Raw genomic sequence first — 18,600 nt, 5'->3', positions numbered from 1 at the left:
GATTCTAGAATAGGGAGCCTTGCTTGCCGGGTTCTTTGGGAGAAGAAGATCCTTTTCGTCCCACGCCCGAAGACTTGCCGGTGGCGATCGCGCCCATGCTGTCGTCGGCGAACTGCAGGCTCAGCGCTTCGCCGGGTTTCACGTCGCCGGCCCGCTTGACGGGCCTGTCCTCCGCGTCCCGCACGAGAGCGAAGCCGCGGTCGAGAACGCTCTTGTAGGAGAGGGATTCTGCAAGCCGCGCCGTCTGGTCGAAGGCGACCCGCGCACGCTCCAACCGAAGATGGACCGCCCGGTCCTTGCGCCCGATCGCCGCCTTCAACCGTTCCGCGAGGATGGAGATGCGTTGCAGATTCGCGCGCGGGCTGATGCGCGCCGCATCGCGGTCGAATCGCGCGCGCCGATGGCGCACGAGGCTGAGATAGACGATGGGCAGCCGTTCACCGCATTGCGTGATGTCCCGCTGCGCCTGGGCCAGGCGACGGTCGAGTGTTGCGATCGAAAGTCTCATTCCGTTGAAGTGCAGGCGCTTGCGTTGAGTCGCCGTCTCCAGCGCGCGCGCGAGCCGGCCTGCAGCCTCATCGAAGCGACGGCGAGGTAGGGCAAAGAGCTGGTCGGGGGAGGGCAGCGCCCGGGCAAGGCTGCGCGACTCCTGCCGCCGCCGGTCGAGATCGCGTGAAATCGCTCCCCTGAGCCGCGCGGACAGCCGGGCGAGATTGGCCTCCAGCTCTGCCTTCACCGGAACCGCCATTTCCGCGGCACCCGTGGGCGTCGGCGCCCGTCTGTCGGCGGCAAGATCGATCAGCGTCCAGTCGGTCTCGTGGCCGACGGCGGAGATCAGCGGAATGGCGGATGTGGCGGTGGCCCGCACCACCGCTTCGTCATTGAAACCCCAGAGATCCTCCAGGCTTCCTCCCCCGCGCGCGACGATCAGAAGGTCGGGGCGCGCGATCGCGCCGTCCGGCGAAAGCGCATTGAAGCCCGAGATGGCGGTCGCCACCTCGGCACCGGTCGTCTCTCCCTGCACGCGCACCGGCCAGACGACCACGCGGACGGGAAAGCGGTCGGTGATGCGGTGAATGATATCGCGGATCACCGCGCCGGTGGGGGAGGTGATCACGCCGATCACGCGCGGCAGGAAGGGCAGGGGCTTCTTCCGCTCCTCGGCGAAGAGGCCTTCCGCCGCCAGCCTGCGCTTGCGCTCTTCGAGAAGCGCCATCAGCGCGCCGGCCCCCGCAGGCTCCAGGCTTTCGATGACGATCTGGTATTTGGAGGAGCCGGGATAGGTAGTGAGCCGACCGGTCGCGATCACCTCCAGACCCTCCTGCGGCGGAAAGCGCAGCTTGGCGAAGGTAGTTTTCCAGATGACGGCTTCGAGGCGGGCCCGGTCATCCTTGAGCGTGAAGTAGCAGTGGCCGGAGGAATGCCGGCCGCGGAACCCCGAGATCTCGCCGCGCACGCGCACATGGCCGAACGTATCCTCGACCGTGCGCTTCAGCGCGAGCGAAATCTCGCTCACCGAATATTCGGCGACATTGCTCAGCGAATCGTCTCTGCGACTTTCTTCCATGGCCTGATTGAGCCGTCTGCGCTCCCCGGGGTCAACCCGCGGCGGTCTTTTGCCGGCGGTCCCTCCTCAACTTCCCGTTTGCCATCTGGAGATGGCCTCCGTCGGATGGACGAGTTGTATGATGTTGAGGGTGAGATTGTCGCGGATCATATATGCCACGAACAACTCGGCGGCGATCAGCACCACGATGCTCACCCACACCGGTGAGACGCGGGCAAACAGGAACCCCAGGACGGCAGTCGCGGTATCCGCGAGCGAATTGACGATGCTGTCCCCGAAATACCCTTCCGCCAGGGCGGACTGGCGGTAGCGGTCGATCACCATCGGAGTGTTTTCTGCGATTTCCCAGATAGCTTCCAGCCCGACGGCAAGGCAGAGCCGCACCCAGACGGGGCTTCGCGGCGCAATCATCCAGAAGAGGAAATAAAAGATCAGCCCGTGCAGGAAGTGCGAGATCGTATACCAGTCCGTCAGGTGCTGCGAGGTCTCGGGACCGGAAGCGTCGGGATACCACAGCTTCACCTCTCCGCATGCGCATATGGGCAGCCTGCCCATAGCGGCCAGCACCGCGGCCTGCAGGGCAAGAATGGCAAGCACGACGAAGAAGCACAGCACCCAGGACCGCCGCGCATCGTGGGGCGCAGCTCGATCAGCTCTGAATTGCAAGTAGGCCTCCTCTCACCAACCGGGAAGCACGTGGTTCGGCCTCAGCCGCTTGCCGCGTTTCATCCGGTGCGTGAAGGAGGCGAAGTCGAGCCCCTCCACCTCCTCCGCCACTGTCATCGGCATCGAGATGTTGTCCAGGCTTTCGGTGATGTGACGGGCGAGCGCGTCGACCAGCTCCATCTGGTTCGTGCGCCCGCGCATGAGGCCGATGCAGCAGTCCGGCAGCGCCGGGAACCCGTCTTTCTCGTTCAGCACCCGCATGCCCGGCCTCAGTGCGCATTCCGGCAGGACGGAAATCGCCACACCGGATATCACCGCCGCGGTGATGACGGTTGCGGAGAAGCTGGTGAAAAGGATGCGGTACTCGCGGTTGATCTCCCGCAGCGTTTCGCAGCCGATGCGGCGCCAGGTGCAGGTTGGACGCCCGAAGGCCATCGGCAGCACCTCGCGCTCATGGGTGGAGTGATTGGCTGACCCCACCCAGAGCAGCGGCTCGCGGCGAACGGTTTCCGCCGTCTCCTGATCGGTCACCAGTGCAAGATCGATATTTCCCTGCCGCACGTGATGCACGAGGTTGGAGGTCGGCTCACAGAGAACGGAAAGCTCCACACGCGGGTTGGAACGCGAGAAGCGGGCCATGATCTCCGGCAGGAAGCGCTCTGCATAATCGTCCGGCATACCGATGCGCACATGGCCTTCAAGGCTTTCGTCGTCAAAGGCAGCGAGCGTTTCGCGATTGAGCCGCAGGAGCCGGCGCGCGTAGAGCAGCAGCCGCTCGCCATCCTCCGTCAGGCGGTTCGAACGGCCGTCCTTTTCGAAGAGCGGCTTTCCGATCCGCTCTTCCAGCCGGCGCATTTGCATGGACACGGCCGATTGCGTGCGGTGCACTTCGTCAGCAGCCCGTGTGAAGCTGCCAGTATCCGCGATAGCCACAAAAGTAACAAGCTGGTCGAGGTCGAGCGGCGCCGACATGACACCCTCCTATCAGTGATATTGATGGAAAAGATTAAAAACATTCGTTCGACTAATCAATACTGACGTGAGAAAACAATATCGTTCCTGAACGGAGCATGAGCATCCTGGCCGCGGCAAAATGTTGCCGCACCGACGCTCGCTCCGTCTCCGGGCGCAGCTAGTCAGCGAAATGGCTTTCTGAAGGAGATTTGCCATGCGTGCAGAACAGACTGCCTTGCCGACCGCCGCCGTCAGGCTGGGTTTCGTGCTGCGTCTCGCACGCGTGGCGGCAGACCTGAGGCGCCTCTTTTCCAATAGGCGCGCCATGCGGAAATTGAGCGACCTGTCGGATTGGGAACTCGTGGATATCGGGCTCACGCGCGAGGATATCGCGCGCGCCTACGACGGTCACGTCATGGAGGATCCGACGCGGCGCCTCGTGCAGATCATGCAGAATCGCACGAGGAACGAGGGCGTCGCGCGCCGCCAACCTTGATTGCCTCTTCTCCCATGCAGGCATTCACTCCCATCACGCCGGTTCCCCCCGGCTTGCCTGCACATTGCCCGGCTCCTTGTGAGCCGGGCTTTTTTTATTGCGATGACGATGGTTCCTCGTCGTCATCGTCGGCCGGCCGGCCGGGAATCACATAGGAGCCCGAAAGCCAGCGGTTGAGGTCGACATCCTTGCAGCGCTTGGAGCAGAAGGGATAGAACTCGCGCACGGAGGGCTTGCCGCATTCGGGGCAGGGCCGTTTCGGACGAAGCGGCGTGATCTTCGCAGGCTTGTCTGCCGGGTCCGCCATGCTTCACGCTTCCGTCGTTGCCGACCAGTTGAGATGGGCCTTGAAGCCGTCCGCCGAAAGCAGCCCGACGGTCTCGTAGAGAGGCAGCCCGACCACGTTCGAATAGGAGCCCACGAGCTTGACCACGAACGTGCCGGCAAGACCCTGGATGGCATAACCCCCAGCCTTGCCGCGCCATTCGCCCGAAGCCAGATAGCTTTCGAGCTCCTCACGGGAGATTCGCTTGAAGCGGACCCGCGTTTCCACCAGCTTGTGGCGCAGCTTGCCGGCAGGCGTGAAGAGGCACACGCCGGTATAGACGCGGTGCGAACGGCCGGAGAGGAGCCTCAGGCAGTTCGACGCCTCCTCGGCCAGTTCCGCCTTGGGCAGGATGCGGCGCCCCACGGCCACCACCGTATCGGCTGCAAGCACGAAAGCCTCGTTCGCCTCGCCCTCCCTTTGAAGCCGGGCCAAGGCCTTTTCCGCCTTTTCCCGTGCGAGCCGTTTGGCAAGCGAGCGCGGATGCTCGGCTTTGAAGGGGGTCTCGTCAATCTCCGCGGGAATGAGCCGGTCAGGTTCGATGCCGGCTTGCTGCAGGATCTGGACGCGCCGGGGCGAAGCCGAAGCGAGGACGAGTTTCTTGGGTGTGGTCATCAAGCCCTACTCTCCTGTCGATCCGGCAGGACGCCACGCAGCTATTTGAAGCGATACGTGATCCGGCCCTTCGTCAGGTCGTAGGGCGTCATTTCCACCAGCACCTTGTCGCCGGTGAGCACGCGAATGCGATTCTTGCGCATACGACCGGCGGTGTGGGCGATGATCTCGTGCTCGTTCTCAAGCTTCACGCGAAACATTGCATTGGGCAGGAGTTCGGTGACAACACCGGGAAATTCCAGGACTTCTTCCTTCGGCATCCGATACCTTCGTTCTGGCAGATTTGCCGGCCTGACCTGATGTCCGCCGTTGCAGAGCACGGGAGAAAATGGAAGCCAAGCCGAAATCGCGCGGAACCTAGCCCATCCACCGCCATTTGTGAACACGCAACTATCAGGTTTCGTCAGCAAATCGGCCGGTGCGAAATCGCTTGGTGATCTGGGCCGCCAGCGCATCGCGTACTTCCCGATAGGCGGACATGATCTGATCGCGTGTTCCCTCCACCACGGAGGGGTCGAGAGTAGGCCAGTATTCCACTTCTATCGGCATTGTGCGCGTGAGTTCGAGCGCGGCGTGATGCGCCTCGGGTGCGAGTGTGATGATGAGATCGAAATAGGAATCTTCGAGGTCTTCCATCCGCCGCGGCGACCAGTTGCCAAGCGACAGCTTCTCTTCCAGAAGAATCGCGTCCACGAAGGGATCGCGCGGGCCGATGCGCACGCCGGCCGAGGAGATGAAAACCGATCTTGGCAGGATACGTTTGGCGAGCGCCTCGGCCATCGGCGAACGGATGGAGTTCTGTCCGCACAAGAATAGAACGGAGCGCGGCAGCGCGCGCGCGGAGGTTGTTTGCGTTGGGGTCCTCTCAGTCGGCTGCGGCGTCATTTTCAGCCCCGCCAGTGCAGAACGCAGACAAGCGTGAAGAGTCGCCGCGCCGTATCGAAATCTACTGCGATCTTGCCGCTGAGGCGATCCATCAACGTTTGTGATCCCTCGTTGTGGAGCCCGCGCCGGCCCATGTCGATGGCCTCGATCTGGCTCGGCGTGGCGGAGCGGATGGCCTGGTAATAGCTCTCGCAGACGAGGAAATAGTCCTTCACGATGCGCCGGAACGGGGTGAGCGAGAGCATATGCGTGACGACGGGCTCGCCGCTTTCCCGTGTCACCGTCAGCACCAGGCGCGAATCGACCAGCGAGATCTTCAGCCGGTAGGGGCCGTCCCCGGAATCACCCACGGGCTGGAAGCTGTTTTCCTCCACCAGGTCGAAAATGGCGACGGCGCGTTCGTGCTCGATATCGGGTGCCGCGCGTCCGACCGTCTCGTCCAGCTCGACATCGATGAGGCGCGCCTTGCCGGGAGTCCGCTCGCCCATCGGCCGCCCTATAGGTTCAGCCGTATCGAGACGGAGCGGCCATGTGCCTCCAGCCCTTCGGCCTTGGCAAGGGCGATTGCCGCTGGTCCAAGGGCACGGAGCTGTTCCGCATCGAGCCGAAGGATGGACATGCGCTTGACGAAATCGAGCACGGAAAGGCCGGAGGAGAAGCGGGCAGAGCGCGCGGTGGGCAGGACGTGGTTCGACCCTCCCACATAGTCGCCGATCACCTCCGGCGTATGCCGGCCGAGAAAAACGGCGCCCGCATTGTTGATGCGCAAGAGCAGCATCTCCGCGTTTTGGATCGCAAGTTCCAGATGCTCGGGCGCGATGCGGTCGACGAGCGCCGGCACCTCCTCGAAACTGCGCACGAGGATGATGGCGCCGAAGTCGCGCCAGCTCGCGCCGGCGATCTCCGACCGTGACAGAAGCTTCAACTGCCGTTCCACCGCCTCGGCCACCGCCTCGGCGAATCGAGGATCGTCCGTCATGAGGATGGACTGCGCCGCCGTGTCGTGCTCGGCCTGCGCGAGAAGATCGGCCGCGATCCAGTCCGGGTCGTTGTCGCGGTCGGCGACCACCAGCACTTCCGAGGGGCCTGCGATCATATCGATGCCCACCTGGCCGAAAACCTGCCGCTTGGCGGCCGACACATAGGCATTGCCCGGACCGACGATCTTGCCTACGGGCGAAATGGTTTCGGTGCCATGGGCCAATGCCGCGATCGCCTGGGCCCCGCCGATGCGCAGGATCTCGGCGACACCGGCCAGATCCGCGGCCACCAGCACCAGCGGATTGATTTCGCCGCCGGGCGTGGGAGTGGCGATCACGACCCGCTCCACGCCGGCTACCCGCGCCGGCACCGCGTTCATGAGCACGGAGCTCGGATAGCTTGCGAGGCCGCCCGGCACATAAAGACCCACGGCGCCGACCGGCGTCCAGCGCCAGCCAAGTTCGACCCCGAGCGCATCCGTATAGCGCGCATCTGTTGGAAGCTGCCGGCGATGATGCGCCTCGATGCGCTCCTTCGCGAGTTTGAGCGCGTCGAGTGTCTCGCTATCGATATTCTCGTAGGCGGCCTCTATCTCCTGGCGCGAAATCCGCATGCCGGCCTTCTGGACATCGAAGCGGTCGAAGCGCTGCGTGTACTCGGCAACCGCGCTGTCCCCCTCGGCCCGCACACGGGCGACGATCTCGCGGACGGCCGCGTCGACCTCCTCCGAAACCTCGCGCTTTGTCGAGAGGAAGGCGGAGAAGCGGGCCTCGAAATCGGCTTCGGCGGTGGAAAGCCTCGTCGTCATGGGCTCAAGCCTATCATGCGCTGTGTCGGGGGCGAACCGGCGTTTCCCAGGCCGCGCCCAGGTCGCTCAGCCGGGCCTCGATGCATTCCACATCCAGATGGATCGTGGCTCCACCCGAGAAGGCGAGCTCGATCGTACCGGAAGGCGATTCGCGTGGCACGAACCGCACGGCCAGCAGCGACAGCACCTCGTCCGCCTTTTTCACGTCTATACCGGCGGCGCGGACAGCAAGCACCCGATCGAACGTGAGCGCTGCAAGGCGCCGTTCATGCGGCTGGCGGCGAAGGAAGAAGCCTTTCCTCTCTTTTTCCCATGCGAAACGCCGCATGGCGATGGAAAGTCGCTTTTCGCCTCTGAGATAGGTGATCTCCCCCGTCTTCATCACCGCGTCCTGCACATGCGCGGAGATGATGCTCAGGTCCTCCTCATCGAGCGCGGCGAGCTTCAACAGATCCATTACTCACATTCCTATTCGGCCGGCGGGAGAAGCTGAACAAGACGAGTGGGCCGCCCCCCATGGCGGTTCACCCCGAAATGCGCTCGATCTCCGCGCCGCAGCCGGAGAGTTTTTCTTCCAGCCGTTCGAAACCGCGGTCGAGATGATAGACGCGGTTGACCATCGTCTCGCCTTCCGCCGCAAGGCCCGCGATCACCAGAGACACCGAGGCGCGCAGATCCGTCGCCATGACGGGAGCGCCCTTCAGCCTGTCCACGCCTTCGACGATCGCCGTCTGGCCGGAAAGGGAGATGCGTGCGCCGAGGCGCGCAAGCTCCTGAACATGCATGAAGCGGTTCTCGAAAATGGTCTCCGTGATTCGCGATTGGCCTTTCGCCATGGTCATGAGCGCCATGAACTGCGCCTGCAGATCGGTGGGAAAGCCCGGGAAGGGATCAGTCGACACGTCGACGGCGCTGATGCCGGCGCCGTTGCGCTTGACGCGGATTCCCGTATTGGCGCGGATGATCTCGGCGCCGGTCTGTTCGAAGATGCCGAGCGCCGTTTCCAGAAGGTCTGCGCGCGCGCCCTCGAGCAGCACGTCGCCGCCTGCCATGGCGACCGCCATCGCGTAGGTGCCGGTCTCGATCCGGTCCGGGATGATGCGGTGGCGCGCCCCTGAAAGGCTGGTGACACCCTCGATTGTCATGGTGGGGGTGCCCGCGCCGGAGATCTTCGCTCCCATGGCATTGAGGCACTCCGCCAGGTTGACGATCTCAGGCTCCCGCGCCGCGTTTTCCAGCACCGTGGTGCCCTTGGCGAGCGAGGCGGCCATGATCATCACATGCGTCGCGCCGACGGAGACCTTTGGGAACCGGTAGCGCGCGCCGACGAGCCCGTTCCGGGCCCGGGCCAGCACATAGCCGGCCTCGATATCGATCTCGGCTCCGAGTGCGCGCAAGCCTTCGATGAAGAGATCGACCGGCCGCGTGCCGATGGCGCAGCCGCCGGGCAGGGACACCCGCGCCTCGCCCATGCGCGCCAGAAGCGGGCCGATCACCCAGAAGCTCGCGCGCATCTTGGAGACGAGATCATAGGGCGCGGTGGTGTCGACGATCGAGCGCGCGGTGAAGTGGATGGTGCGCGAATAGCCCTTGTCCTGGTTCTCACGGCGTCCGTTGACGGAGTAGTCCACGCCGTGATTGCCAAGAATGCGGATGAGCTGTTCGACATCGGCGAGATGCGGCACGTTCTCGAGCGTCAGCGTGTCGTCGGTCAGAAGCGAGGCGATCATCAGGGGCAGCGCGGCATTCTTCGCCCCGGAGATCGGGATGGTACCGTTGAGTTCGCTGCCGCCGCGGATGCGTATGCGGTCCATGAATGTCTCTTTCCCGGGGTGGAACGAATCCCGGCGTTGTATGGTCGCAAATCCCGCCTGTCCTAGAGCAAGGCCGCGACCGGTTCAAGAAAATGCGTCCGGTGCCCTCCGATCCGGCGCACGGCTTACTGGCCCCTGTCTTTCCTCGCCGAGGGAATGCCCTCTGCGCGCTCGTCGGCATCTCCGGCACGGCGCGATCGCGCTTGCGCCTTTCTTCGGGCAAGATTGGCCCGAAGCTCGGCGGCCAGCCGTTTCTGCCGCTCGCTTTTGGTCTCGATCTTCTCCTTTTTGGTCATCCCAGGCTCCTGTCTCGCTACGCCGGCAGGGCCCGGCGGTGCGTTCGGCTCGTATGTTCCCCACATAATGGAGCTAACGCTTGCGCTCCGGCAACCGATGTGGCAGAACGCCGCCCGAATCCGGCGCTGCGGTAGCTCAGTGGTAGAGCACTCCCTTGGTAAGGGAGAGGTCGAGAGTTCAATCCTCTCTCGCAGCACCACTCTTCCTCTAAAGAGTTCAGATTCCGTATTCATCCGGTGCGACTTCTCCGGCCGCGGGCGCTGAAACGTTTGAAATCGCGTTGACTCGCCGCTGAATGGATGCCCTACTCCAGACAGTTCTCCAGGCCTGCCGTGCTTCTGCGAAGGTCGATCAATGGAACGGTATGAGCATGGCGTCGCAAGACACCCTGCTTGTGCCACGAGGAGGAGGCGTTCCTTGGTGCTTGAGGCCGGGCGAGGCATTCTGGGGAGGCGGATGGGAGGAAAATGCGGATGCATGTGCTTGTAATCGGCGCGGCCGGCATGATCGGTCGGAAGCTGGTCGAAAAGCTTGCCGGGGAAAAAGAGATCCTGGGCGCCGAAATAAGCCGCCTCTCGCTGGTCGATGTCGTGGAACCGCCCGTACCGCCGGCGCTCGCCGATCTCGCATCAGCATCCGCGATGGACATCTCCCAGCCCGGGTCTGCGGAAAAGCTCGCCGCGATGCGCCCGGACATCATCTTTCATCTGGCGGCGATCGTCTCCGGGGAAGCGGAAGCCGATTTCGAGAAGGGCTACCGCATCAATCTCGACGGGACGCGCGCCCTCTTCGAGGCCATCCGCCTCGAAGGCCAAAAAGAACCGTACCGCCCTCGCCTTATCTTCGCATCCTCCATCGCCGTGTTCGGTGCGCCCTTTCCGCAGAAGATCGGTGACGAGTTCTTCAGCACGCCGCTCACGAGCTACGGCACCCAGAAGGCGATTTCTGAGCTTTTGCTTTCCGACTATTCGCGCCGCGGCTTCTTCGACGGCCTCGGCATCCGGCTGCCCACGATCTGCATAAGGCCGGGTAAGCCGAACAAGGCGGCCTCTGGCTTTTTCTCCAACATCCTGCGCGAACCCCTCGCGGGCCAGGAGGCGGTGCTGCCGGTGGATGAGGATGTGCGCCACTGGTTCGCAAGCCCGCGCTCCGCGGTGGATTTCTTCATCCACGCGGCTACGCTGGACCTCGAAGGGGTCGGCGCGCGGCGCAATCTGACGATGCCCGGCCTATCCGCCCTCGTGGGTGAGGAGATCGAGGCACTGCGGCGCATCGCGGGCGAGAAGGCGGTGCGGCTCATTCGCAGGGAACCGGACCCGGTGATTCGCCGGATCGTGGAGGGCTGGCCCACGGATTTCGACGCCCGCCGCGCCGAGGCACTGGGATTCCGCGCCGAGAAGAGCTTTGACGAGATTATCCGGATTCACATCGAGGACGAACTAGGCGGGAGAATTCATGGCTGAACAGAAGTCGGGCGAAGGAAAGATTGCGCTGGTGACGGGCGGCGGATCGGGCGTGGGCCGCGGTATAGCGGAAGCGCTGAGCGCCGAGGGGTTTACGGTCGTGATCACCGGCCGGCGTGCCGAAGTCCTGGAGACGGCCGTCCGCGAGATCGGAGCGGAGACCGGCGGAAAACTCAGGGCCGTTGCGGCCGATATCGGCGACCCGGCCTCGGTGGAGGCTCTGTTCGCAGAGGTCCGGGAGGCTTTCGGTCGCCTCGATCTCCTGGTGAACAATGCCGGTACGAATCTTCCCGCCGTTCCGATGGAGGAGATCACATTCGATCAGTGGAGCACGATCCTGGCCGCCAATCTGACCGGGGCTTTCCTGTGCACCCAGCAGGCCATGCGGCTCATGAAGGCGCAGACGCCACGCGGCGGGCGGATCATCAACAACGGATCCATTTCCGCCCAGACGCCGCGGCCCCACTCCGCCCCCTACACGGCGACGAAGCACGCCATCACCGGGCTCACGAAATCGACAGCGCTGGACGGCAGGCCCTTCGACATCGCCTGCGGGCAGATCGATATCGGCAATGCGTCGACCGACATGACATCCAGGATGAGTGTCGGCGTGCTGCAGGCGAGCGGGGAAACCGCGGTGGAGCCGACGATTCCGGTGGCGCATATAGCGAAGGCAGTGATCTATATGGCGAGCCTGCCGCTCGATGCGAATGTGCTGACCATGACGGTGATGGCCACGAAGATGCCGCTTGTCGGGCGCGGCTGAGGGCGGGAATCTGGAGGAGGAGCAATGGCGGAAGTCCAGTTTGTTGACGTGAAGAAGTCCTTTGGGGCGGTTCCCGTTATCAAGGGAGTGAATATAGGCATCGATGACGGCGAGTTCGTCATTCTCGTCGGCCCCTCGGGCTGCGGGAAATCGACGCTGCTGCGCATGCTGGCGGGCTTGGAAAACATCTCCGCGGGGGCGATCCGCATCGGCGACAGGATCGTCAACGCCGTGCCGCCGAAGGACAGGGACATCGCCATGGTGTTCCAGAATTATGCCCTCTACCCGCATATGACCGTGGCCGACAACATGGCCTTCTCGCTAAAATTGAAAGGAGCAGCCAAAGAGGAGAGGGACAAGCGCGTCAACGCCGCGGCCGAGATTCTCGGCCTTTCGCATCTGCTCGACCGCTATCCGCGCCAACTCTCGGGCGGTCAGCGTCAGCGCGTCGCCATGGGGCGGGCGATCGTGCGTGATCCGCAGGTCTTCCTCTTCGACGAGCCTCTGTCGAACCTCGACGCCAAGCTGCGCGTGGCGATGCGGGCGGAGATCAAGGAACTGCACCAGCGCCTGCAAACGACGACGGTTTATGTGACGCATGACCAGATCGAGGCGATGACCATGGCCGACAAGATCGTGGTCATGCATGACGGCATCGTCGAACAGATAGGTGCCCCGCTCGATCTCTACGACAGGCCGGCCAATCTGTTCGTGGCGGGTTTCATCGGCTCGCCGGCCATGAACATGATCCACGGGCGTCTGGATCCCGAAAACAGGACCGTCTTCGTGGCCGAAGACGGCACGCGGCTGCCGGTCGCGGACCCGGGTCAGAACGCGGTCGGGCGCGATCTCGTCTATGGCGTGCGGCCGGAGTTCATAAGCCTCGATCCCGCCGGCTTCCCTGCCGAGGTGATCGTGACGGAGCCCACGGGTTATGAGACCCATATGATCGTGAGGCTCGGTGGCGGGGAGGCGAACTGCGTCTTCCGCGAGCGCGTGCAGGCGCGCCCCGGAGAGACCATCAATCTCGCCATCGATGCCGATCGTGTTCATCTTTTCGACAGGGAGGCAGGCCAGAGGCTTTCGGCTTGACGGCCGCGGCGGGGACGGAGGAGGCCGTCCCGCCGCGTGCCGATGTCTCGGCACCCGCTCCCCGGGGCAGCGGGTGCCGGCACGATGACGTCCCGGAATTCACGTGGAGGAAACAATGACCATAAAGCGACGCGATTTTCTGGCAGGATCGGCAGGTCTGGCGGGCATGGCAGGGCTCGGCGCCCTGGGGCTGCGCCCGGCATTCGCCGAATCCGAGCCGACCTACACGCCGGAGGAAGGAGCGAGCCTCAGGCTCCTGCGCTGGGTGCCGTTCGTGAAGGGCGACGAGGAAGCCTGGAACGCCAACACGCAGAAATTCACCGAGCAGACGGGCGTTCAGGTGCGCGTCGACCAGGAAAGCTGGGAGGATATCCGCCCCAAGGCGGCCGTGGCCGCCAATGTGGGCAGCGGCCCGGACATGGTGATGGCCTGGTTCGACGATGCGCACCAGTATCCGGACAAGTTGGTGGATCTGACCGAGCTGGCCAATTATCTCGGCGAAAAATATGGCGGCTGGTATGACGGCCTGCGTGGCTATGCCACGCGCGGCGACCAGTTCATCGCCATGCCGCTGACGGCGATCGGCAATGCAGTCTGCTACCGCGACAGCCATATGAAGGCAGCTGGCTTCAGCGAGTTCCCGCAGGATACGGACGGCTTTCTGGAGCTTTGCAAGGCGATGAAGGCAGCCGGCACGCCGGCGGGCTTCCCGCACGGCAAGGCCGTCGGCGACGGCAACAACTATGCGCACTGGCTGCTCTGGAGCCATGGCGGCAAGATGGTGGACGAGCAGGGCAGGGTCACCATCAACAGCCCTGAGACCATCGAGGCTATCAACTACGCCAAGGCGCTCTACGAAACCTTCATTCCCGGCACGGAAAGCTGGCTCGACATCAACAACAACCGCGCCTTTCTGGCCGGCCAGATCTCGCTGACCGCCAACGGCGTCTCGCTGTACTACGCCGCGAAGAACGATCAGGCCTTGCAGGAAATCGCCGAGGACATCCGCACCACCAACTTCCCCATCGGTCCCGTGGGCGAGAGCGCGGAGCTGCACCAGACGAGCTCCATACTCCTCTTCAACCACTGCCAGTATCCGGAAGCGGCGAAGGCCTATATCAAGTTCATGATGGAAGCCGACCAGATGAACGCCTGGATCGAAGGCTCCAGCGCCTATTGCTGTCAGCCGCTCAAGGCCTTTGCGGATAATCCCGTCTGGACGGCGGACCCGGTTCACGCGCCTTACGCCCGTGCTTCCGAAACGCTCCGGCCGAACGGCTATGCCGGCCCGCTGGGCTATGCCTCGGCCGGGGTCATGGCGGACTACGTGCTGGTCGACATGTTCGCTTCCGCCGTCACCGGGCAAACGACGCCGGAAGAGGCGGCCGCGGAAGCAGAGAGAAGGGCAAACCGGTATTACCGGATTTAGCGGCAGCCTTCCTGCGAAGCCCTGATCGGGTCTGCACCGGCATCCCCTTGGATGCCGGTGCGCCGACTTCCAATCCGGCCGGAGAATGCGATGTCCACCATATCGCCCGAAGCGCCTCGCCTTACGCTTTCCGCCTTCATGCAGAATGGCAACGTGCTTGCCTTCCTGTTCATGCTGCCGGCGGCGGTTTTTCTCGTCTGTTTTCTGACCTATCCGCTCGGCCTCGGGGTCTGGCTCGGCTTCACCGACACGCGCATCGGCCGCGACGGCATCTTCATCGGGCTGGAGAATTATGAGTTTCTCTCGCGCGATTCCGTCTTCTGGCTGTCGGTCTTCAACACGCTTCTCTATACGGTCGTGGCCTCGGTGTTGAAATTCGGGCTGGGCCTCTGGCTGGCTTTGCTCCTCAACGAGAAGCTGCCCTTCAAGTCCATCCTGCGCGCCATCGTCCTGCTGCCATGGGTGGTGCCGACCGTTTTATCGGCGCTTGCCTTCTGGTGGATCTACGATTCCCAGTTCTCGATCATTTCCTGGTCGCTGATACAGCTCGGCATCATCGACAGTCCGATCAATTTCCTCGGCAGTCCGAACAACGCACGGGCCTCTGTGATCGCCGCCAATGTCTGGCGTGGCATACCCTTCGTCGCCATCTGCCTGCTGGCCGGGCTCCAGACCATCCCGCAGTCTCTGCAGGAGGCGGCGTCGCTTGATGGCGCCACGGGTTGGCAGCGCTTCCGCTATGTGACGCTTCCCATGCTCACGCCGATCATCGCGGTGGTGATGACCTTCTCGGTTCTCTTCACCTTCACCGACTTCCAGCTCATCTATGTGCTCACCAAGGGCGGGCCGGTGAACGCCACGCATCTGATGGCCACGCTCTCGTTCCAGCGCGCCATACCGGGCGGTCAGCTCGGGGAAGGGGCGGCCATCGCGGTCGCCATGATCCCGTTCCTGCTCGCAGCCATCATGTTCAGCTTCTTTGGCCTGCAACGCCGCAAATGGCAGCAGGGCGGCCAGGATTAGGAGGCGGCAAATGTCGCAATCGCAGACCGAAGTCCTGACCGACACCAGTGAGGGCATGAGCTATCTGAACCGGCTGCCGCGTCGGCTTGTGGTGCTTTATCTTCCGCTGGCGCTCTTCGTCTTCGTGCTCCTGTTCCCGTTCTACTGGATGGCGATCACGGCCATCAAGCCGAACGCGCAGCTGACCGACTACAGCAATTACAGCCCGTTCTGGGTCGTGCGGCCGACGCTCGATCACATCCGCTATCTCTTTTTCGAGACCTCCTATCCGGGTTGGCTGGTCAACACCATGTATGTCGCGGTGGCCTCGACGGTGCTTTCGATCGCGGCCTCCGTCTTCGCGGCCTATGCGATCGAGCGCATCCGCTTCACCGGTGCGCGGCCGGTCGGGCTGCTAATTTTCCTCGCCTATCTGGTGCCGCCGTCGATTCTGTTCATCCCACTCGCCTATATCGTCTTCAAGTTCGGTATCTACGATACCAAGCTGGCGCTCATCTTCACCTATCCGACCTTCCTCATCCCCTTCTGCACCTGGCTGCTGATGGGCTATTTCCGCTCAATTCCCTTCGAGCTTGAGGAAAGCGCGCTGGTCGACGGCGCCTCGCGCTGGCAGATCCTGACGAAGATCATCCTGCCGCTGGCCGTTCCCGGCCTGATCTCCGCTGGCATCTTCGCTTTCACTCTCTCGTGGAACGAGTTCATCTATGCGCTCACCTTCATCCAGTCCTCGGAAAACAAGACCGTGCCGGTTGGCGTGCTGACGGAGCTCGTGCGTGGCGATATCTTCGAATGGGGGGCACTGATGGCGGGCGCGCTCTTCGGATCGCTGCCGGTGGTGATCCTCTATTCCTTCTTCGTCGACTACTACGTCTCCTCGATGACAGGAGCCGTGAAGGAGTAGAAGCACCGGCTGAACCCGTGCCGGAGCGAAAATCTCGGCCGCTGCCGCTGCGGGGACTTCCGGCTGCGGTCCTCTGTTCATTACGAAGAATTAATCTCAGGCGCCCCGGAATCGGCTTCATCAATGTCGAAATCGGCAACACGGCACCCTATTTGCGCTGCGCTGCAATGTTGATGCCGGGGATAAATGGACAAGACCGAGAGAAGACGCGCCCTCCTTCTGATCAACACCAAGTCGCGCCGCGGTCAGGAGGCGATCGATCCCGTCATAGGCAGGCTGGAACGGGCGGGCCTTTCGGTTACGCTCGAACCCTTCGAGGCGCTTCCCGAGATCGCCCGCGACATCGTGCGCCTGCGCGACCGGGCGGATCTGATCGTCGTGGGCGGTGGTGACGGCTCCGTTTCCTCGGCGGCCATGGCGGTGATGGAAAGCGGCTTGCCGATGGGCATCATCCCGCTCGGTACGGCGAACGACCTTGCGCGGACCCTCGACATTCCGATGGAACTGACGGGGGCGGCCGACGTCATCGCCCGCGGCGCTACGCGCCTGGTGGATATGGGCACCGTGAATGGGCATGCCTTCTTCAACGTGGCGAGCATCGGGCTCAGCAGCGATCTCGCCCAAGACCTCGACCCGATGCTCAAGAAGCGCTTCGGCCGTCTCGGTTATGCGTTGGCCGCACTCAAGGTGCTCGCCAAAGCCGGGCACTTCAAGGCGCGAATTTTGGAGAAGGGACTGTCGATCGAAGTCGACACCTACCAGATCGCGGTGGGCAACGGGCGGCACTACGGGGGCGGTAACGTCGTGCAGGAGAACGCCGAGATCGATGACGGCCATCTCGATCTCTACAGTCTGGAAATGAAGAACCTCTGGAAGCTGGCGTTGATGCTGCGCTCCTTCCGCTCCGGAAAGCACGGAGCGTGGAACGAGGTCCGCACCGCGAAGTGCGTGGAGTTCGACATCGAGACGGCTGAGCCGATGCCCGTCAATGCCGATGGGGAGATCGTCACCTCCACGCCGGCGCATTTCAAGGTGCACCCCAAGGCGATCTCGGTGTTTGCTCCGGAGGAGTAGGCGTCCTCCTCAGAAATGCATGGCCCTCTGGAGAACCGCATAGATTCGCTCGTCGGATGACTGAGCCACATTGAAGCGCAGGAACCCGCCGGCCGATTGCGAAAGGCTGAAAGCGTTGCCGGGCGCAAGCACCACGTTTTCCGCCAGGGCTCGCCGCGCCACCGCCCTGGCGTCGACGTCCTCGGGAAGCCTGCACCACAGGAAGAGCCCGGCCTGAGGTTTCAGCCACGGCCGGATGCCCAACGGCTCGAGCCGTGCGATGGTGTCTTCCATGCCATGGGCAAGGCGCAGACGCAGGGCTTCGATATGCTTGCGATAGGTGCCGTCGCGGAGCAGGGCGAGCACGAGTTCGGCCGCGAGCCGCCCGCCGCCGAAGGTCGTGGCGACCTTCAGATCTGCCAGATCTTCGACCCAGTCACGCGGTGCCGCGATGAAGCCGCAGCGCACCGAGGCCGAGAGAGTCTTGGAAAAGCTGCCGATATGGACAACCCGCTCCAGCCCGTCGAAGGCGGCGAGCCGCGGCGCGGGACTGATCTCGAAATCGGCGAAGATATCATCCTCGATGATCGTCAGCCCCGCCTCCTCCGCCAGCTTCAGGACGCGATGGGCGACCACCGGGGAGAGCGTGGCGCCCGTCGGATTCTGCAAGGCGGAATTGGTGATGTAGAGCCGGGGCCGGTGTTCCCGCACTGTCTGGGCGAATAGCGCCACGTCGGGGCCTTGCGGCGTGAACGGGACGCCGATCACCTTCGCCCGGTGCGCCCGCAGCAGGGCATGAAAATTGAAGTAGCAGGGGTCGTCGACGATCACCGTGTCGCCGGGCTCGATCAGGAACCGGCAGAGAAGGTCTATGGCCTGGGTTCCCGATTCGGTGAGGATGATCTGCTCCGGTGCGGCTTCGATGCCGTGCTCCGCCATGCGGCGGGAGAGGAGGGTGCGCAAGGCCGGCAGCCCGAGCGGGGTGCCATAGTCCGTGAGTGTGGATTCCTCTGCGCGGGAAAGGCCCCGCAGCGCCCGGCGCAACCCTTCCCCCGGCATCCATGACGCTGGTAGCCAGCCGCAACCCGGTTTCAGGACCTCGTCGCTCGTCTGAAGCGACTGACGCGAAATCCAAAGCGGATCGATCTCGCGGTCGAGTTTCGGGCCGATCTCCGCGAGCGAAAGCGGCGCCACGGGAGCCGTCACAAAGAACCCGGAACCCGGCCGCGAGCGGATGATGCCTTCGGCTGCGAGCCGGTCATAGGCTTCAACCACCGTCGATTTCGAAACCTGCATCGTCCTGGCGAAGGCCCGGACTGAAGGAAGGCGCGCGCCCGGCAGGAGGGTGCGCGCGGCGATGCGGCTCTTGATCGTCTCCATGACGGCGGCAACGAGCGTAGCGCTGCCTTTGGTGAGGCGCTGGTCCATTCCGTACGGCTCTGGCGGGCATAACAGTTTTCTTGAA

General features: G+C 63.6%; 21 protein-coding genes and 1 tRNA gene. 9 read left to right on the top strand and 13 right to left on the bottom strand.

Annotated elements, in window-relative coordinates; all coding sequences use genetic code 11:
* Positions 1 to 4: 4 nt before the first annotated feature.
* From xseA to PVE73_RS22510, 3 genes are all read right to left on the bottom strand, one after another.
* Entirely contained in the window at positions 5 to 1,567 is a 1,563-nt protein-coding gene (xseA, locus tag PVE73_RS22520) for an exodeoxyribonuclease VII large subunit (protein ID WP_277364390.1), read from the bottom strand.
* A 66-nt stretch (positions 1,568 to 1,633) separates the two neighbouring features.
* Positions 1,634 to 2,233 (bottom strand): DUF2585 domain-containing protein, encoded by a 600-nt coding sequence (locus tag PVE73_RS22515; protein WP_277364389.1) that lies wholly within the window; start codon positions 2,231 to 2,233, stop codon positions 1,634 to 1,636.
* A 12-nt stretch (positions 2,234 to 2,245) separates the two neighbouring features.
* The gene (locus tag PVE73_RS22510; protein ID WP_277364388.1) at positions 2,246 to 3,205 is read right to left on the bottom strand and encodes a LysR substrate-binding domain-containing protein; all 960 of its coding nucleotides are present in this window, start codon (positions 3,203 to 3,205) and stop codon (positions 2,246 to 2,248) included.
* Between the two features lie 196 nt (positions 3,206 to 3,401).
* Here PVE73_RS22510 and PVE73_RS22505 point away from each other — a divergent pair, with 196 nt between their 5' ends.
* Entirely contained in the window at positions 3,402 to 3,683 is a 282-nt protein-coding gene (locus PVE73_RS22505) for a DUF1127 domain-containing protein (RefSeq protein ID WP_277364387.1), read from the top strand.
* Positions 3,684 to 3,777: 94 nt separating this feature from the next.
* On the opposite strand, the gene yacG is transcribed toward PVE73_RS22505, so the two are convergent.
* The 9 genes from yacG to PVE73_RS22460 all read right to left on the bottom strand — a co-directional run bounded on the left by yacG (position 3,778) and on the right by PVE73_RS22460 (position 9,407).
* The gene (gene yacG / locus PVE73_RS22500) at positions 3,778 to 3,990 is read right to left on the bottom strand and encodes a DNA gyrase inhibitor YacG (protein WP_277364386.1); all 213 of its coding nucleotides are present in this window, start codon (positions 3,988 to 3,990) and stop codon (positions 3,778 to 3,780) included.
* 3 nt (positions 3,991 to 3,993) lie between these two features.
* Positions 3,994 to 4,623 carry a Maf-like protein gene (locus tag PVE73_RS22495; protein ID WP_277364385.1) on the bottom strand — a complete coding sequence of 210 codons (630 nt, stop codon included), beginning with the start codon at positions 4,621 to 4,623 and terminating at the stop codon, positions 3,994 to 3,996.
* 41 nt (positions 4,624 to 4,664) lie between these two features.
* Positions 4,665 to 4,883: a translation initiation factor IF-1 gene (infA, locus tag PVE73_RS22490; RefSeq protein WP_006200926.1), complete on the bottom strand. Its 219-nt coding sequence runs from the start codon at positions 4,881 to 4,883 to the stop codon at positions 4,665 to 4,667.
* Between the two features lie 133 nt (positions 4,884 to 5,016).
* A complete protein-coding gene (locus PVE73_RS22485; RefSeq protein ID WP_277364384.1) occupies positions 5,017 to 5,508 on the bottom strand; it encodes a low molecular weight phosphatase family protein in 492 nt (163 codons plus the stop codon).
* 2 nt (positions 5,509 to 5,510) lie between these two features.
* A complete protein-coding gene (locus PVE73_RS22480; protein WP_277364383.1) occupies positions 5,511 to 5,996 on the bottom strand; it encodes a UPF0262 family protein in 486 nt (161 codons plus the stop codon).
* A gap of 8 nt (positions 5,997 to 6,004) precedes the next feature.
* Complete coding sequence (hisD, locus tag PVE73_RS22475; protein ID WP_277364382.1) at positions 6,005 to 7,297, bottom strand: histidinol dehydrogenase; 1,293 nt, start codon at positions 7,295 to 7,297, stop codon at positions 6,005 to 6,007.
* A gap of 13 nt (positions 7,298 to 7,310) precedes the next feature.
* A complete protein-coding gene (locus PVE73_RS22470) occupies positions 7,311 to 7,754 on the bottom strand; it encodes a DUF2948 family protein (RefSeq protein ID WP_277364381.1) in 444 nt (147 codons plus the stop codon).
* Between the two features lie 67 nt (positions 7,755 to 7,821).
* On the bottom strand, positions 7,822 to 9,111 hold the full coding sequence (gene murA, locus PVE73_RS22465; RefSeq protein ID WP_277364380.1) for a UDP-N-acetylglucosamine 1-carboxyvinyltransferase: 1,290 nt from the start codon (positions 9,109 to 9,111) through the stop codon (positions 7,822 to 7,824).
* A gap of 125 nt (positions 9,112 to 9,236) precedes the next feature.
* Entirely contained in the window at positions 9,237 to 9,407 is a 171-nt protein-coding gene (locus PVE73_RS22460) for a hypothetical protein (protein ID WP_277364379.1), read from the bottom strand.
* 125 nt (positions 9,408 to 9,532) lie between these two features.
* On the opposite strand from PVE73_RS22460, the gene PVE73_RS22455 reads away from it, so the two are divergent.
* From PVE73_RS22455 to PVE73_RS22420, 8 genes are all read left to right on the top strand, one after another.
* Positions 9,533 to 9,607 (top strand) — tRNA-Thr (locus PVE73_RS22455).
* Between the two features lie 274 nt (positions 9,608 to 9,881).
* The gene (denD, locus tag PVE73_RS22450) at positions 9,882 to 10,871 is read left to right on the top strand and encodes a D-erythronate dehydrogenase (protein WP_277364378.1); all 990 of its coding nucleotides are present in this window, start codon (positions 9,882 to 9,884) and stop codon (positions 10,869 to 10,871) included.
* Positions 10,864 to 11,637: an SDR family oxidoreductase gene (locus tag PVE73_RS22445; protein WP_277364377.1), complete on the top strand. Its 774-nt coding sequence runs from the start codon at positions 10,864 to 10,866 to the stop codon at positions 11,635 to 11,637. The genes denD and PVE73_RS22445 overlap by 8 nt, the downstream gene beginning before the upstream one ends.
* Positions 11,638 to 11,661: 24 nt before the next feature.
* Entirely contained in the window at positions 11,662 to 12,729 is a 1,068-nt protein-coding gene (ugpC, locus tag PVE73_RS22440; RefSeq protein ID WP_277364376.1) for a sn-glycerol-3-phosphate ABC transporter ATP-binding protein UgpC, read from the top strand.
* A 115-nt stretch (positions 12,730 to 12,844) separates the two neighbouring features.
* Positions 12,845 to 14,158 carry an ABC transporter substrate-binding protein gene (locus PVE73_RS22435; RefSeq protein ID WP_277364375.1) on the top strand — a complete coding sequence of 438 codons (1,314 nt, stop codon included), beginning with the start codon at positions 12,845 to 12,847 and terminating at the stop codon, positions 14,156 to 14,158.
* A 90-nt stretch (positions 14,159 to 14,248) separates the two neighbouring features.
* Positions 14,249 to 15,181 carry a sugar ABC transporter permease gene (locus PVE73_RS22430; protein WP_277364374.1) on the top strand — a complete coding sequence of 311 codons (933 nt, stop codon included), beginning with the start codon at positions 14,249 to 14,251 and terminating at the stop codon, positions 15,179 to 15,181.
* A gap of 10 nt (positions 15,182 to 15,191) precedes the next feature.
* Entirely contained in the window at positions 15,192 to 16,082 is an 891-nt protein-coding gene (locus PVE73_RS22425; RefSeq protein ID WP_277364373.1) for a carbohydrate ABC transporter permease, read from the top strand.
* A gap of 186 nt (positions 16,083 to 16,268) precedes the next feature.
* Complete coding sequence (locus PVE73_RS22420; protein ID WP_277364372.1) at positions 16,269 to 17,156, top strand: lipid kinase; 888 nt, start codon at positions 16,269 to 16,271, stop codon at positions 17,154 to 17,156.
* A 9-nt stretch (positions 17,157 to 17,165) separates the two neighbouring features.
* Here the strand turns inward: PVE73_RS22420 and PVE73_RS22415 are convergent, their stop codons facing one another.
* Positions 17,166 to 18,563 (bottom strand): PLP-dependent aminotransferase family protein, encoded by a 1,398-nt coding sequence (locus PVE73_RS22415; protein WP_277364371.1) that lies wholly within the window; start codon positions 18,561 to 18,563, stop codon positions 17,166 to 17,168.
* Positions 18,564 to 18,600 lie beyond the last annotated feature (37 nt).

This window comes from Chelativorans sp. AA-79, from assembly GCF_029457495.1.
GTDB lineage: Bacteria > Pseudomonadota > Alphaproteobacteria > Rhizobiales > Rhizobiaceae > Chelativorans.
The sequence above is the reverse complement of the archived record's forward strand: the minus strand, read 5'-3'. Positions and strand labels throughout refer to the sequence as shown.